Source organism: Streptomyces scopuliridis (assembly GCF_042790125.1).
GTDB lineage: Bacteria > Actinomycetota > Actinomycetes > Streptomycetales > Streptomycetaceae > Streptomyces > Streptomyces scopuliridis_A.
Map to the genome: position 1 here is coordinate 132,015 of NZ_JBHTZS010000005.1, position 16,241 is coordinate 148,255.

General features: G+C 69.2%; 12 protein-coding genes. 5 read left to right on the plus strand and 7 right to left on the minus strand.

Annotated elements, in window-relative coordinates; all coding sequences use genetic code 11:
• The first annotated feature begins 391 nt into the window (after window positions 1-391).
• Complete coding sequence (locus ACFRKB_RS09730; RefSeq protein WP_383104731.1) at window positions 392-1,357, plus strand: LysR family transcriptional regulator; 966 nt, start codon at window positions 392-394, stop codon at window positions 1,355-1,357.
• A 78-nt stretch (window positions 1,358-1,435) separates the two neighbouring features.
• Here ACFRKB_RS09730 and ACFRKB_RS09735 read toward each other — a convergent pair whose 3' ends face one another.
• The 3 genes from ACFRKB_RS09735 to ACFRKB_RS09745 form a co-directional block, all read right to left on the minus strand.
• Window positions 1,436-2,071 carry a hypothetical protein gene (locus ACFRKB_RS09735; RefSeq protein WP_383104732.1) on the minus strand — a complete coding sequence of 212 codons (636 nt, stop codon included), beginning with the start codon at window positions 2,069-2,071 and terminating at the stop codon, window positions 1,436-1,438.
• A 41-nt stretch (window positions 2,072-2,112) separates the two neighbouring features.
• A complete protein-coding gene (locus ACFRKB_RS09740) occupies window positions 2,113-2,721 on the minus strand; it encodes a hypothetical protein (RefSeq protein WP_383104734.1) in 609 nt (202 codons plus the stop codon).
• Between the two features lie 65 nt (window positions 2,722-2,786).
• Complete coding sequence (locus ACFRKB_RS09745) at window positions 2,787-3,323, minus strand: hypothetical protein (RefSeq protein ID WP_383104736.1); 537 nt, start codon at window positions 3,321-3,323, stop codon at window positions 2,787-2,789.
• Between the two features lie 601 nt (window positions 3,324-3,924).
• Here ACFRKB_RS09745 and ACFRKB_RS09750 point away from each other — a divergent pair.
• Together ACFRKB_RS09750 and ACFRKB_RS09755 are read left to right on the plus strand one after the other, a co-directional pair.
• Window positions 3,925-6,114, plus strand: coding sequence for a hypothetical protein (locus ACFRKB_RS09750; RefSeq protein ID WP_383104738.1), 2,190 nt, complete (start codon window positions 3,925-3,927; stop codon window positions 6,112-6,114).
• Window positions 6,115-6,363: 249 nt separating this feature from the next.
• Window positions 6,364-9,111, plus strand: coding sequence for a helix-turn-helix transcriptional regulator (locus tag ACFRKB_RS09755; RefSeq protein WP_383104740.1), 2,748 nt, complete (start codon window positions 6,364-6,366; stop codon window positions 9,109-9,111).
• 78 nt (window positions 9,112-9,189) lie between these two features.
• On the opposite strand, the gene ACFRKB_RS09760 is transcribed toward ACFRKB_RS09755, so the two are convergent.
• From ACFRKB_RS09760 to ACFRKB_RS09775, 4 genes are all read right to left on the minus strand, one after another.
• On the minus strand, window positions 9,190-9,825 hold the full coding sequence (locus ACFRKB_RS09760) for an HAD family acid phosphatase (protein ID WP_383104742.1): 636 nt from the start codon (window positions 9,823-9,825) through the stop codon (window positions 9,190-9,192).
• Window positions 9,826-9,968: 143 nt separating this feature from the next.
• The gene (locus ACFRKB_RS09765) at window positions 9,969-11,093 is read right to left on the minus strand and encodes an LCP family protein (RefSeq protein ID WP_383104744.1); all 1,125 of its coding nucleotides are present in this window, start codon (window positions 11,091-11,093) and stop codon (window positions 9,969-9,971) included.
• Window positions 11,090-13,198 (minus strand): bifunctional polysaccharide deacetylase/glycosyltransferase family 2 protein, encoded by a 2,109-nt coding sequence (locus ACFRKB_RS09770; protein WP_383104746.1) that lies wholly within the window; start codon window positions 13,196-13,198, stop codon window positions 11,090-11,092. Before ACFRKB_RS09770 ends, ACFRKB_RS09765 begins: the two co-directional genes overlap by 4 nt.
• Complete coding sequence (locus tag ACFRKB_RS09775) at window positions 13,195-13,563, minus strand: hypothetical protein (protein WP_383104747.1); 369 nt, start codon at window positions 13,561-13,563, stop codon at window positions 13,195-13,197. Before ACFRKB_RS09775 ends, ACFRKB_RS09770 begins: the two co-directional genes overlap by 4 nt.
• 438 nt (window positions 13,564-14,001) lie before the next feature.
• Between ACFRKB_RS09775 and ACFRKB_RS09780 the strand changes: the two genes are divergently transcribed.
• Complete coding sequence (locus ACFRKB_RS09780) at window positions 14,002-14,883, plus strand: LysR family transcriptional regulator (protein WP_383104749.1); 882 nt, start codon at window positions 14,002-14,004, stop codon at window positions 14,881-14,883.
• Window positions 14,884-14,960: 77 nt separating this feature from the next.
• The gene (locus ACFRKB_RS09785) at window positions 14,961-16,019 is read left to right on the plus strand and encodes a tartrate dehydrogenase (RefSeq protein WP_383104751.1); all 1,059 of its coding nucleotides are present in this window, start codon (window positions 14,961-14,963) and stop codon (window positions 16,017-16,019) included.
• Window positions 16,020-16,241: the final 222 nt, after the last annotated feature.

The window sequence follows — 16,241 nt, forward strand, 5'->3', positions numbered from 1 at the left end:
GCGTACGGACCGGGGCCGGGGCACCCGCCCCTCCGGGCGAGGGGGTGCCGTCATGCAAGCGGATCACGGTACGGCGGCGCAAGTTGCCGCCGGAGCGGGGCCGTCGGCGGGGCGGGACCGGGGAAAAGCCCCAGGGGCACGCGGCTTCACTCCTGACATCGTGGACAGGCACGGCACGCCGGGCCCGCTGCCCCCGGTCACTCGGTGTGCCGTGCCGCGTCCGGCTCGGCGGAGTGCCGATGAAATGCTCAGGCCACATGAGCGTTGTGACGGGGCGACTGGTCCGAGGCAACCACACACGGTGAGTGAGCGGTTCCGGCCGGGCGACGCCACGGGAGAACCGCCGACCTCATACTGGTCCTGTCCGACCGGACTCCCGGAAGGGGAACACATGGCCGGCGCTGGTCCGGACGACGAACTCATCGACATACGGCTCCTCAAGACCTTCATGGCCGTCGCACAAGAACTGAGTTTCACCCGGGCCGGCGCACGGCTCTATCTCACGCAACAGGCGGTGTCGTCCCAGGTGCGGTCGCTCGAAACCTGCCTGAACGTACAGCTGTTCCGGCGGACCACACGCAATGTCCACCTCACCCGAGCCGGCAAGCTGCTCCAGGAGCGCATGCGGCCGGTCCTTCAGGCCATGGAAGAAGCGATCATCGACGCGCGGGAGGTGTCCGCCCACCATGGGTCGATCCTCGTCGTCGGTCACACCGCGTCCGCCGGGCACCGGCTGCTTCCCCGTGCCGCGGGCCTGTTGAACCGCGTCGCCCCGGAGCTCCAGCTCCGCAGCGAACAGCACACGGAACTCGGTCTCCGGTCCGCCGTCGCCGAGGGGCGTGTGCATCTGGGCGTGGGGCTGGAACTCACCTTCAGCGGAAGCCGGATCGCCAGCCAGGAGGTGGGGCGCGAACCGTGGTGCGCCGTGGTCGGGCCACAGCATCCGCTGGCCGCCCGTGGGCGGGTGGCCGGCGCGGAGCTGGCCGGTTACGAGTGGCTCAGCTGGCCGCGCTCCAGCCATCCCGGGCACTGGCGCGCGGTCCACCGGCTCGCCTCCACGGCGGTACCGGCCCCGGCCGTGACGGAGACCTGGCTCAGCATCGCGCATGTCCGCCTCACCACGACCGAAGCGGTGATGCTCCAGCCCCTGTCGTATACGGCGCACGCGCCGCAGGGCCTGGTGCCGCTCGAACTGGAGGACGCACCGGCGGGCCAGTTCTCGGCGGTCTGGAGCACACTGACCACACCGCCCTGTCTGAACCAGGTGCTTTCCGCTCTCGCCAAGGCGGCCGAGTACCCACGGGCGCCCGGTGCGCCGGGGCGGAGAGCGCAGAAACCGGTGCCGGCGCATTGGTGAGGGCTCCGGCCACCGGTGTCATGCGAGGGATTCCCACTGCCTTCCCAGCCGGCCCGCGGAGTGCACGGACCGCGGGCTCTACGAGCAGTACATGCCGCGCTCTTCCACCGTCATCGGCCTCTCCCGCTGCGTCTTGACGCTGGGTTCGTCCGTGGCCGGACCCGTGGCTTCGAAGGGGACGTACCAGTAACGCTTCCCTTCGAACCGGTCCTTGAAGATCAACTCGTAAGTCCCCTTGACCTTCTGAACCTTCGGAGCCCGGGTCACCCAGCCGACATACCCCGGTGGAACATTGATGAACGTCGTCTGGCTCTCCGTGTGCGACGAGGCCCAGGTCCGCTTGTAGGACTGCTCGAAGGCCAGCTTGAAGACCGGACCGAAGGGGAACTTGTTCTCCAGCTCCTGGCGGAAGGACACGCCGGCGGTGTTGGACTCACCCGTGGTGTCCTCCCACGCCCGCGCGGAGGTCTGGGGGTCCTCCGTGCAGTTGTAGGCGAGGTCACCGACCTGGTGGTCCTCCCCCGGCACGATGGACAGGTCGCCGGACGGGTGGAAGACACACTTCTTGGTGCCGTTGTTGCACTTCGCCAGCAGCTCGGCATCGGACGGCCGGGTGTCGGCGGCCTGTGCCGACGGGACGGTCAGCAGACTGCCCCCGGCGACCAGCAGTGCCAGGACACCGGCCCAGCGGGCACGGTTTCGCGAATGCGACATGGTTCAGGATCTCCTTCTACGGGCCGTCATGGCACGTGTCCTCAGCAGTGGTTCGCCTTCTCGTCTTCCGTCATGGGCCTGGTCCTCTGAGCCATGCTGCTGGTGTCCAGCGGTCCGTCGGCCTCGAAGGGGACGTACCAGTAACGCTTTCCGTGGAACCGGTCCTTGAAGATCAGCTCGTAGGTCCCCTTCACCTTCTGCATGTCGGGGGTACGCGTCACCCAGCCGACCTGACCGGGACGCACATCGATGAACGTGGTGGCGCTCTCGGTCTTCGCCTTCCGCCAGGACGTCTCGAACGACGTGGTGATGCTGGTGCTGAAAACCCCTTCCCACCCGAGACCGACGGTCATGGACAGGCCGACACTGTTGGACTCCTCCACCGTGTCCGACCACGAGATGCCCGAACGCTGCGTCAGAGAGGTGCAGTTGTAGTCCTCGTCGCCCACTTTGCGCGCCGAGCCGGCGAACTTGACCGGTGGACCACTGGGGTGGAAGACACACTTCTTGGTGCCGTTGTCGCACTTCGCCAGCAGCTCGGCATCGGACGGCCGGGTGTCGTCGGCCTGCGCCGAAGGAACGGTCACCAGACTGCCCCCGGCGACCAGCACCGCGAGCACACCCGCCCAGCGGGCACGGTTGCGTGACATTCTCGGCGAGCTCCCGGAGCGACGGTTGGTCTTCGAACGCGATATCTCGGACATGGACTTCACCGTCACCTGAACTCGATGGACTCGGCGAGGTCGTTCCAGGTCCCGTCGATCACCGGTGTCAGGTCCTTGAAGCGGGGCGAGGACACGCCCTCCAGGTAGGACCGCGTGTACAGGGTGACCTCACACTCGGCCCAGCCCTGAACCGAGGAGACCCGGCCCTTCCACTCCTCCGGAAGATTGAAGTAGAAGGAGGTCTTGCGCTCGGAGGTGCAGGGGCGACTGCCCCACAGGGTGATCGAGTCACCGCCGTAGCGCCAGTGCTCGAAGAGGGTGCCGATCACCACGTCGGTGGGCTTCTCGACACGGGTCTGCGCCCCGCCGGGGTTGCCCTTGATCCTCACGTTGGCGTACTGCTGGGCCTCTTCAAGGGTGCTGAAGCACTTCTTCTCCCCGTTGCCGACGTTGGAGGTGCAGTGATTCCCGTTCTCGTCGGGCGCGGCGCCCGCCGAGCCCACGGTGACGGACACCGCGCAGACCACTCCCAGAACGCCGGCGCCCGTGATGACCGCCAGCTTGGTACGACGTTTTCTGTTGCCCATTCGCCGCGAATCCTCTCGTGAAATGACCGCCCGACCGGGTCGTTCCGGCCCGCGACATGGATGCTCGGCCCGGCGTGACCCACGCCCCCACCGGACACTCGCCATCTTGCGGTCATCGCGGGACGGGCTTCAACAACTACCGGCGCACGCACGGGAGTTGTTGTGAATGCCAGGACCGACGTCGCACTATGTCCGGTTCCTGTCTTTTATTACGGGCGGCTCGCTTGTGAACAGGATCAAGACGCCTCCGACATGGCGGCGGATGCCCGGGAGAGGAACACACGATGCCCGGAGAGACGCACAACACTCACGGGATATGAGCAGTTCGGGGCGGCCGGGAGTCTTGCTCGGGCCCCATACCGGCAGTTGGCCCGGCCTCCCACGTGCGGCGTTATGACGGCGGCCGCCGGAACCGGCGCCGAGAGCCGAGCCGATGACACCTCCCGGGCAACTTCACCGTATGGTCACCCCAGTTGACACGGTCTTTTCATTTATTTCATGATCTGGCCGAGCTTGGGAGCGCTCCCACACCCTCATCCGTCGGTGTGAACGAGTCGGCCCAGGTCCACTTCCTACACCTCAGAAGAGTAAGGAAACGGCCATGAACTCAGCTGGCAGAGTGGCGCGGCGAGGGATGACGCTGGGGGCGTTATCGGTCGCTCTCGGGGCGCTGACGGCCGGTACCTCGGCCGCGGGGACCGCCACGGCCGGGCAGGACTCCGCCGCCCTTTCGGCGCGGGTCGCGTCCGCTCCGGAGAACATCGAGCTGGGCTCGTGGATGTCCCAGCTGGGCAGCGCCATCGGCGACCGGCCCCTGAATCAGATCGTGATGCCGGGCAGCCATGACGCCGGCAGCGCGGGCATCACGAAGAACAGCGGCATGTGCGATGCCGGTGACACGGTCGACACCGCGCGGAAGTGGCCGGAACTGGCCTCCAGCCTGTCGCGCACACAGAGCGGTTCGCTCGTGGAGCAGCTCGAAGCCGGATCCCGCTACCTGGACCTGCGCCTGTGCAAGCAGGGCGACAGGTGGTACAGCTACCACGGCGGTCCGCTGGGGCGGCAGTTCTTCGACTCGTTCAACGGGAACCAAGGGGGGATCATCCCGGGAGAGGCACGCGAGCTCGCCGACTGGATCAACCGGCACCCCAAGGAGATCGTCATCCTCCGGGTGAAGACCACCGGCCCCGCCGCGACCCTCAAGGAGGACAGCCGCGCGGCCATCGCCGAGCTGGGCGGCATGGTGGGCGGCGACCGGCTGGACAACCCGGCGATCGCGGACGGATCACTCAAGCCCACGTCGACGTACAACGACTTCATGGCCGCGGGCAAGCACGTGGTCGTCGTCGACGACACGGACAGCAACACGTACCCGTGGGCCTGGCGGCAGCCGGACGTACAGGACTACCGGGGCAGTTACGTCGGTGTCAGCAGCAAGTGGGAGGACATCGCCCTGGCCGCACTGGACCCGAACCTGGAGCAGAAGACGTACGACGTGGTGCTCAAGCGCGGCGACGATGTGCTGGGCAAGACGCCGGAGCCGGGGAGCGAGAAGAAGCTCTTCGTCCAGCAGGCCATCATCGACCCCTCCAACTCCATACCCAACGCCGCGGTCGTCCAGATCCTGGACAAGCTCAAACTCGTGTCGTCCTGGAAGGCCGAGAACTTCCTGCTCAGCATGGAAAACGAGCTGAACAGGCAAGTGCTGGCGAAACTGCGCACGTCCTGGAACAACACCAACGTCACCGACAACATGAACATCGTCATGACCGACGATGTGAACCAGAACCGCAACGGGGTGGCCTCCGGGGAGCTCCAGCGGGAGATCATCTCCAAGAACCTTCCGCAGCGGATCACCTCGCACACGTTCTACAACTCCACGCGCAACGCCGACGGTACGTGGACCGGGCCAAGCGCACTGAGCGGAGCCGGCAAGGCGTTCCGCTACGTCGGGGACCGGCAGGCCGTGAGCGCGACGCATGACGGCGGCATTCAGGTGCTCGGCGTCGGCGTGGACGGCAATATCTGGCACAACATCCGCCGGGCGAACGGCAGTTGGCAGGGCTGGAACGCCCTTCTGGCCGCCGACAACAAGACGACCGGCTTCGCCGCCAAGGACATCGCCATCACGACCGCGCCCAACGGCGACGCCCAGGTGGTGGGCGTGGGCAAGGACGGGTACGCCTACCACAACATCCGTTACGCCGACGGCAACTGGCAGGGCTGGGCCCCCATGCCCGGCCCCGACGGAGGTCTGCTGAAGGCGACCAGGGCCGCCGCGGCCCTCATGCCCGACGGCTCCGCCCAGGTGCTCGTCTTCGGCGGCGACGGCAAGATGCGTCTGGGCACCCGTGCCGCCGACCGTAGTTGGAGCTCCTGGCAGACCGTCGCGGGCGTCAACGCGCCGGACTTCCAGGGATCGTCCCTGTCGATCACGGCCCTGCCCAACGGCGACAGCCAGATCGCGGCGATCGGCAACGACGGCAACGTCTGGCACACCACCCACCGCGCCGACGGTGGCTGGTCGGACTGGGGTCTTCCGGCCGGGGTGTCGGGGGGTGCGATGGGGGCCTCCGCGGTCTCCCTCACCGGGATGTCCGACGGCTCCGTCCAGGTGGCCGCCGTCGGACGCGACGGCGATGCCTACCACGCCATACGCCTCTCGAACGGCGAATGGACCCCGTTCCAGCGCGTAGGCGGCATCAGGGGCGCCGCGGCGTTCGCCGGTGACCAGGTCGGCATCACCGGCCTGCCCGACGGCTCCAGCCAGCTCATCCTCACCACCCGCTGACCGTCCGGCGGCGTCCCCACGGCCTCCCCGCCGCGACGCCGCCGGACAGGCGCCGAGGGCCTCGACGGCGAGGCCCTCGGCGTTGCCGTGTGTGACCATTCCGGTCCCGGGGCAGTGTGTGCGGACGCGGGAGGTGGACCGGGCGTGATCGCGCAGGACACCGGTTCCGCCTCCGCGAGTGGCACACCGAGATCAGTAGACTGCGACGCACTGCCGGGCTGTTTGAGCCTCGGCGTCGAGAGGGTGCGCATGAAAGAGTCTCCCGGCCGCCGGTTCATCGGGCGCGCCGATGAGTTGAGAATCCTGCGGGCGGCGGCCCGGGACGCCGCCCGGGAGAATCCCCGGGTCGTCATCCTCTCGGGAGCCGCGGGTATGGGCAAGACGGCGCTCGTCGACCGCTTCACGGAAGAGGCCGGCGGAGAACTCACGGTCGTCAGAGCACGGGACGTTCCGCCGAAAACCGATCTCCCCTTCTACACGGTCACCGGACTCCTCGCCGACGCCGGAGCGGGGAACTCGGCGCGGCGGCGGTACGATCCCTCCCGGACCCAGCCTTCGGTGCTCAGCATGGGCGGAGCGGTCATCGATCTGCTCGGCTCGTCGCAGGAGACCGGTCCGGTGCTCTTCGTGCTGGACGACGCCCACCGGACCGATCCCGAGTCCTTGCAGGCGATCGGTTTCGCCCTGCTGCGCCAAGGCGCGGACCGTGTTCTGACCGTCATCTGCACCCAGCACGCCACCAGGACCGTGCGGGACATGGGCATGACGGATCTGGTAGCGGAATCCGACCGCGTCAAGCTCACGGGATTCACCTCGTCCGAGACGCGGGAATTCGTCGAGGACCGGACCGCCCGGCCGCACTCCGGCGAGAGACTGGGCGCACTCGCCGTGTGGAGCCATGGCAATCCGCTGTTCCTGGAGGCCGCTCTCGGGGCCTTCGGCGGTAACCTGCCCGAGGATCCGGCGACCATCCTGGTGCCCTCGTCCCTGAGCGAAGCAGTCGGCGCGTGGTCCCGTTCCCTCCCTCCGGCGGGCCTGGCGATCCTCAACATGCTCGCCGTCCTCGACACTCCGGCCAGCGTTCCGCTGCTCGGCCAGCTGCTCTGCTCGGACAGCGTCGGTGCCGACGCCGAGGTCCTGGTGGAACAGCACGCCGCGGTGTGGGTACCGGACGGTGTACCGACGCTGCGGCTGGTGCACATCGGGCAGCGGGACGCGCTGTACGCGGCCATCGCCAGGCCGGAGCGCAACCGTATGCATCTCCGGGCCGCCGCGTCGCTGGAGCCGCCGGCCCGCTGGCGCCATCAGGTGGCGGCGACGGAGACCTACGACGCCTCCCTGGCGGCGGAGTTGCGCGACGCGGCACTGCGGGAGACGCGGGCCGGGCGCGCGGCACTCGCCGCCGAGTACCTGCTGGCCTCGTCCGAGGTCGACCCGGACAGCGAGCGCCGGCGGGACGATCTGGTCTCGGCCGTGCGGCTCCAGGTCACCGGGGGTCAGCACCGTACGGCGCTGCGCCACGAGGGGGCGGTGCTCCGGTCCTCCACGGGGCCGCAGCGGGACGAGGCCCTGGGCCTGCTCAGCCTCGCGAAGGGCCAGGATTCCTCTGCCCGCTCGCACCTGCGCCGCGCCCTCGACGCCTCCGCCGCACGCGGAGGCATGTCCGAGGCGGCCTGCGTCGCGTCCGAACTCGGTGTCGCGGAAGGCTCCCTGGGACTGGGACAGCAGTCGCTGAGCACATCGGAGTACGCGCTGCGATACGCCTCGGACGAGGCCGTACGGGGTCTGGCCCAGGCCAACCTCGCGTACGGACACGCGCTCATCGGCGGCCCCGCCCGGGGGCTGCGGCATGTCGGTCATCTCCCGAAGGTGCCCTCGCGCGTACCGGCCACCCGCACCGACGCCCTCATCTACCGCGGGGTGTTCCGCGGCCTGTCGGGCGACCTGACCGGTGCGGTCACCGATCTCACGGCGGCGGCGCGGCGACGCAACCTGGGGGTGTCCAGGATCAGCAGTGTGTCGGCGCTGACCCACAGCATCTGGTGTCACTTCGCGCTGGGCGACTGGCACCAGGCGCGCCGCAACCTCTCCGTCGCCCTCGACATCGCGCACACCTCGGGGCGCCCGTCCGACTTCTTCGCCCTCCGCTCCTTCAGCGCCGTCCTGCACGCCTTCAGCGGCCGGTTCGACGAGGCCAGGGCCGCGCTGCGGGAGGTGGTGGCACTGGAGGCCTCGGCGGATTTCGCGGGGCCGGACTTCCATCTCGCGACCACCCAGGCGACGGTGGACTTCGCCGCGGGTGATCACGAGGCGGTGGTCGCGTACATCGGTTCCGCGGTGGAGCTGCCCGTCAACGAGAGCCGTTCACGTCTGTACGCGCTCCGGCACATGCCCCTCCTCGGGGTGGCGTACGCCCGTACGGGCGACACCGGCCGGGCACGGTCGGTCCTGCGGGGCCTGGAGGCGGCGGAACCCCACGGCGCGCTCGCCCCGGTCGTGGTCCAGTGGCTCAGGGGCGCCATCGCCGCCGCCGAAGGAGACCTTGAGGCCGCGGCGGATGCCTACAGGGCCGGACTGGCCGTGGTTCCGGAAGGAGGAGACCCCGTGGTGCACAAGGCCCTCACGGAGGAGGACCTGGGCACCGTGCTGCTGGCGGCCGGAGACACCGAAGGGGCCCGCCGGCACCTGAGCGCGGCCGAGAGGGTGTTCGCCCGGCTGGGAGCCGAGCCGTTCCAGCTGCGCTGCCGCACCCTGCTGGACGGACTCGACGTCTCGACGGCACCGTCGGCGGCCGGCGCGGGCTTCGGCGACACCCTGTCGGACCGGGAACGGGACATCGCCGACCTGGTCGCCCGCGGCTGGACGAACCGTGAGATCGCCGCGCAGCTGTACCTCAGTGTCAAGACGGTGGAATACCACCTCGGAAACATCTACGCGAAGAACGACATCAAGGGCAGGCGGCAACTCCGCGACCTGATGCAGTCCCGCCGGATGTGAGCGACGCGGGCCCCGGTCGCCTCCCGGGACCCGGACCCGCGTCATGGACCTTCCTCGGCGGATTCCGGGCTCAGGACCCTAGGCGAGCCGGCCGTTGTAGTCCGGGAGCTTGAAGGCACGTTCGGCGTGACCGCCGACGATGTCGGTGGTGTTGTTGCCGATGTTGGCGGTGATCGTATAGCCCTTCGCCTCGATCTCGGCCCGCTTCGCCGTCTTGTAGGCGCTGACCTCGTCGAAGAGGTCGGGCAGGTCGCGTACGTAGAGCCCGTCGACGGGGTAGCCGGCTTCCTTCAGATTCCACTCCGTGAGTGAGTGGATGATGCCGGGACGGGCCGTGACGAAGAAGACGGCGACGCCGCGGGAGTCGGCATAGCGGGCCAGCTCCCGGACGGCCGCGACGGCGGGGGTGGGAAGTTCCCAGAGATCGTGGAAGTACGTCTCCAGCGCGGTGTTGTCGATGTCGAGGACGATCGCCTGCTTCTGGGTGCCGGCGTTCGCGCTGCGGGCCTCGATCCAGGGGCGTGCCTGGGCGACGACGGCGGCGACGTCCCGCTGCCAGACGGTGTAGTCGACGCCCTTGACGGAGGCGTCGGCCGAGGTGGTGGGGGCCGCGGCCGTCTCCGCGGCGGTGGCCGAAGTGACGGGCACCGCGACGAGGACGAAGGTGGCGGCGAGTGCCGCAGCGGCGCGCGAGAAGGGGGTGCGTGCATGCATCGGGGCTCTCCTGAACGTGGGGGGGTGAAGCTGCCAACGGCTCGTGCATGGTGACCGGACGAACGAGTTGTCATGCTCGCGTCTCATCATGAAGCCCCGGCGACCTTCTTACTACCGGCCGGTAGCGCCTTGCTCCGAAACGCTCATCGGCGGTGAGCGGTCCGGCCGCCGGCATCCGTCACCGGCCGGTCCTCCCGGAGCTGCCGGAGCAGCAGCGCGGCACGCGCGGTGTCCCAGCGGATGACGTTGCCCTTGGAGGTGGGCAGCCCCACCGCGTCCACCGGCATGACAACCCGTCTGGCCTTCCCGCCGGAGCCCTGCAACGAGCGGAACATCCGGGCCAGTTGCCGCAGATCCATCTCCCGGTCCACGACCAGCGCGTCCAGGCCCGCGTCCAGCAACGGATACAGCTGGGTGGGGTCCAGCAGGGTCCTCGACGTGGCGGCCTCCCGCGCCAGCGCCGAGAGGAACCGCTGCTGGTTCGCCGAACGCCCCAGGTCGCCCTCGGCCTCCTGATGACGCTGGCGGACGAAGGCGAGCGCCTCCCGGCCGTGCAGTGTCCGGCAGCCCCGACGGAGATCCGCCCCGGACTTCTCGTCCTTGATGTCCCGGTCGAGGCAGAAACGCACACCGCCGATGGCGTCGACGGCCTTCACGAAGCCGGCGAAACCGATCTCCGCGTAGTGGTCCATGCGCAGACCGGTGTTGTACTCCACGGTGTGGGCCAGCAACTCCGGTCCGCCGTAGGCGAAAGCGGCCTTCAGCTTGTCCTTGGCGGGCGGGACGTCCTTACCGGTCGCCGGATCGTGGAACCCCGGGATCGTCACCCAGGAGTCGCGCGGCAGGCTGACCATCACCGTGCCGCCGGCCCCGGTGTGCAGCACGATGATCGAGTCCGTCCGGCGGCCTCCCCCGCCGCCCGCGCGCAGATCACGCACATCGGCGTCCGAGAGCCCGTCGCGGCTGTCGGAGCCGACGATCAGGTAGTTGGTGCCCTTCCCCGCCGTCGGGCCGTCACCGTACGCGTTGAGGTCCACACCCCGGTTCAGCTCCGCCTCCGCCCAGGCGTACGTACCACACACGGCCAGCGCCAGGGTGGTCAGCAGCGCGACCACGATCCGTACCATGCGGCGCCCGCGGCGCGGCCTGGCGCGCCTCCCGCCGCGCCGCCGGGGCGTGGTTCCGCGCCAGCCGTACGCCGCACGCCGCGCCGTCGCCGCCGGGCCCGGTGGGCTCGCGTCGCCCGTACCGAGCGGATCGGTCATCATCGCGGCTCTCCCTTCGGACTGTGGAGCCCCGGGCCGCGATCGTTCACGGCCGGTCCGACGAACCGGTAGGGGTCGGCGGTCCCGGTGCGGTGCATGCGGTGCCACGTGAGCCGGGTACCGAGCAGCGCCGTCATCACCGAGTGGAGGACGACCAGGTACAGCAACTGCCGGTAGACGAAGAGCTGGAGCGGCAGCGACCACAGGGCGCGCAGCCGCTCACCGTCCAGCCACAGCGCGTAGCCCGCCGTGGCCAGTTGTACGCCGAGGAAGCCGAGCCAGACGGCGATCGCTTCGACCGGGTCGCGGAAGCAGACGGCGTACAGCGCGAAGACGTCCACCACGGGCGCGAACAGCGGCAGCGCGACCTGGAAGAGCGCCAGATAGCTCAGCCCCCGTCGCCCGAACCGGCCCGCCGTGCCGGACTCGCGCACGGCGTGCCGGTGCTTCCACATCGACTGAAGCGTGCCGTAGCACCAGCGGTACCGCTGTCGCCACAACTGCCCCAGAGTGTCCGGCACTTCGGTCCACGCGACGGCCGATTCCTCGTACACGACCCGCCAGCCGCCCCGCCACAGGGCCATCGTCAGATCGGTGTCCTCGGCGAGGGTCTCGTCGCTGACGCCTCCGATGCCCAGCAGTGCTTCCCTGCGGAAGGCACCGATGGCACCCGGGACCGTGGGCATGCACTCCAGCACCTCGAACATGCGCCGGTCCAGATTGAAGCCGAGTACGTACTCCAAGTGCTGCCACTTGCCCAGCAGATGACGGCGGTTACCCACCTTCGTGTTGCCGCTGACCGCTCCGATCGATGGGTCGGCCATCGGCTGGACGAGATGGTGGATGGCGTCGGGCTCCAGCACGGTGTCCGCGTCGACCATCACCACGATGGCGTGCCGCGCCTCCATGAGACCGGTGTTGAGGGCGCCCGGTTTGCCGGTGTTGTGCTGGCGCACCAGTGTCACCCGGGGGTCGGTGAGACGGGCGACAGCGGCCGCCGTCCCGTCCGTGGAGCCGTCGTCGACGACGACGATCTGAAGGTCCCGGCAGGTGGAGGCGAGCAGTGAGTGCACGGTGGCGACGATGCCCGCCTCCTCGTTGTGCGCGGGCACCAGCACCGTGACGGGCCGGGTCACCCCGTACACCTTCGCGCCGCCGGCCCGCCGTCCGCCGTGTCCGCGCGCGTGGATCCGCGCGAACCGGACGAGCATCACCAGCCGCAGCAGGCCGAGTACGCCGGCCACGACCAGCGCCCAGGCCATCGCCCCGGGAAGAGCCCGCCCCAGCTTCTGAGCGTGCAGGAGGCCGATGCCCTTCAGCCGCTCGGCGAGCGGGGCCCGGCTGGTGGCCCCGGGCTGCCCGAGGCCGGCCGAGACGGTCGTGAACCGCTCGGCCCGGGGATCGCGCAGCAGCGAACGTGCCTCGCGGAAACCGAGACCGGTGTGGCTGAACTGACGCACCACACCGTCGCCGGGCTTCCGGCCCTCGCGGTCCGAGGCGACGATGAGGTAGCCCTGACCGGCCGCGCGCCGTGCGGCCGGCCACTCGGCGCCGCACAGGGTGTCCGCCGTCGTGGTGTGCGGCAGCCGCAGCAGCCGGGTGTGCACACCGGTGACACCGGCCAGCACCGTCTGGGTCAGGCCCAGTTCCATCCGGGCGCGCGGACGGGAGGCCGCTCCCAGGTCGCCGCCGGTGTAGGTGTAGGAGCCGATCTCGTGTCCCTCGTCCTGGATACGTCTGACGAGCCCCGGATGGCGTGCCGCCTGCTTGCCGTAGACGAAGAACGTGGCTTTCGCGCCGTGGACCGCCAGCAGGTCGAGAAGGCGGGGTGTCCAGACCGGGTCGGGCCCCCCGTCGAAGGTGAGGGCCACCGTACGCGGGGGCATGGCGGCCGTCTCGACACCGGCGCCGGTGAAACTCAGAACAGGCTGCCCGGTGTCCGCGTCGCGCGGGATGGGGACGGCGCAGGGCTGTTTGGCGCGCGCGGAGTCGACTTCGTGTGTGGTCCAGCCTTCGAAGAGGAGGGTGACGGCGATGACGGTGAGGATGAGCGACAACAGCACCCAGTGCCCGCGTGGGGGACGGCGCAGTGCGTGCCGGGGGCTCATCCGCGAGTGGACTCGGCCGGACGAGGGGAGAAGGTGCCATCCGGTAGCTGCGACGGCGGTCGGTCCTGTTGGCTGCCCTGCCGGCCACCCCGTTGGTGGCCCTCTTCGTCGGCGCGCGGGCTCCGCTGGGTCTCGTGGTGTACCGGAGTGGCGGGAAGTGTGACGCCGGTGGTGGGGGTGTGCTGCCCGGCCGGCAGCCAGAGCCCGGCGATCACGATCGCGACGAATATCAGGTACGCCCCGCAGACACCGCCGAGGGCGATCGCCATGAGCCGCAGTATCTTCCTGCGTTTACCTGAACGCTCAATGAATATAGGCCGGTTGCCCAGCGCGTTCCGCGTCCTGCCGTGGGGGGTGACATACATGGGCGGAGTGTAACGAGATCATTCGCTCATTTGCACGAGCACTTCACCTCCGTGGTCGACCGGTCCACCACGGGTGTCTGAATGCGGGCACGGGAAGCCACCAAGTGCTCATAATGCGCGCGCACTTCCACGACGCGGCGCCGGGCCCTGGAGGAGTAAGAACTGCTCGATGCCCCGGCGGGCGATCAGCGGCTTCACACCGAGATCCCAGACCAAGCGGCGGTACCGCGGGAATCCGCCGGAAGATGACCGAGGCCGTGGATTACCACGCCGACCCGCACTCGGAGTGCGCAATCTTCTACCTGGCCGTGCTCCACATCGCGGACACTCCCCTCTGGTCAGACGAAAGCCCCTGGTACGTGCTGCGGAGGCATCTGCGTGAGAGGCTGCGCCCGCGGTCGCGGCCTGGCAGGTCGCTCTCAGGAGGTGAGGAGAACTGTGGACATCCGGCAGTTGGAGTACTTCTTGGCGGTCGTCGACCACGAGGGGTTCAACCGGGCAGCCTCGGCTCTGTACGTGTCGCAGCCGTCGTTGTCGCAGGCTGTTCGTGTGCTGGAGCGTGATCTGGGTACGGAGCTGTTCCATCGTGTCGGGCGTCGGGCGGTGCTGACGGAGGCGGGCAGGGCGTTGATCGAACCGGCCCGTAAGGCTGTGCGGAGTCTGGAGGTCGCCCGGGCCAGCGTCGCTGCGGTGCACGAGTTGCGGGAAGGGCGCCTGGACGTCGCGTCGATGCCGTCGCAGGCCGTCGAACCTCTCACGTCGTTGATCCGTTCGTTCACAGAGCGGTATCCCGGCGTGGCGGTGGCGGTCAAGGCGGTCTTCACGGCCCGCGACGTCATCGATGCGGTGCGGACCGGAGCTGTCGAGTTGGGCCTGCTGGCGTCGGCCAGTGCCGCGCCCGACAGGGAGGTCCGCGCCCATGTACTGGGCGTGCAGCGATTTGTGCTGGTTGCCGCGCCCGAGGGACCCTTCGCCGGCCGCCGGGTTGTGGGATGTGAGGAGTTGGCTGGTCAGCGGCTGATCGTAGGGCAGCCCGGCACCGGGATGCGGGCTTACGTCGACTCCCTGCGTGCACAGGGCATCGACTTCGCCGTGGCTGTCGAGACCGAGCACCGCGTAGCCTTGCTGCCTCTGGTGCTGGCCGGAGTCGGGCTGGCGGTCGTGACGGAGTCCTGGCGGGAGATCGCCCGGCAGGCGGGGGCCGTGGTTCTGGACATCGAACCCGCGACCGCCCTGCACGTCTCGCTGATCAGCCGCCGCGGCGTCCTGTCCCCGGCGGCGGCCGCGTTCTGGGCGGCGGCCGTCCCATCAAGCCGGTAGCTGATAGGCAACGCTTATAACGCAGATCCGTAATGCGTCTTGGACGAGTCCCGCCGCGCCTTGCTGGAATCGACGCCATGACGAACCACCGCATCGCTCTCATCCCTGGTGACGGCATTGGCGCCGAGGTGCTGCCGCCAGCGCAACAGGTACTCGATGTCCTCAGCCGCCGGCACGGCTTCAGCCTGTCCTACACCTCCTACGACGACTGGTCGTGTGAGCGGTACCTGCGCGAGGGCGCGATGATGCCCGAGGACGGCATCGACCAGCTCCGCGACAAGGACGCCATCCTGCTGGGCGCGGTGGGCTACCCAGGGGTGCCTGACCACGTCTCACTGTGGGGGCTGCTGATCCCGATCCGGCGCAGCTTCAGGCAGTACGTCAATCTCAGGCCCATCCGCGTCTTCGAAGGAATTGACAGCCCTCTGCGGCACGCGCGGCCCGGCGAGGTCGACTTCGTGGTGGTCCGCGAGAACGTGGAGGGTGAGTACAGCCAGGTCGGCGGTCGGCTCAACAGCGGCTTCCCGGACGAGATCGCAGTGCAGGAAGCCGTGTTCACGCGGGCTGGCGTCATACGCGTGCTGGACTACGCCTTCAAGCTGGCTTCCCGGCGCCAGGGCAGGCTGACCTCCGCGACGAAGTCGAACGGCATCGTGCACACCATGCCTTTCTGGGACGAGCTGGTCGCCGAACACGCCGCCACGTTCCCGCAAGTCAGCTGGGACCAGGAGCACATCGACGCGCTCGCGGCGAAGTTCGTCCTCCATCCCGCCCGGTTCGACGTCGTGGTCGCCTCCAATCTCTTCGGTGACATCCTCAGCGACCTCGCCGCCGCGGTGGCCGGATCCATTGGTATTGCCCCCGCGGCCAACCTCAACCCCGGGCGTGAGTACCCCTCGATGTTCGAGCCGGTGCACGGATCGGCCCCCGACATCGCCGGACAGGGCATCGCCAACCCGCTGGGCGCGATCTGGTCGGCGGCCATGATGCTCGACCATCTCGGCCATCCGGGCGCCGCCAAGGACATTACCGGCGCGATCGCCGCTGTTCTGGCCAAGACCGACGTGCGGACCCGTGACCTGGGCGGCACCGCCACCACGGCCGAATTCACCGACAAGCTCCTCGAAGTCCTCTGATTCTCCGGCCGTCAGCTCCTACGTGACGAGCAGGCTGCCCGTAAGGGACGTTCGAGCAGCCGCTGTGCACGTGATCAAAGCTGTCGGGGTGGCATGGACGATGCCACCTCACACCGGCACAGGCCGCCTCCGGCCGTGTTCCTCCGAGCCGCGCGTCCCCACCGGTTGTCCCTCTCGCCGAGGGCCGACCCGCGTCCCGGTTGCTCCACCCGTTCCTCAACG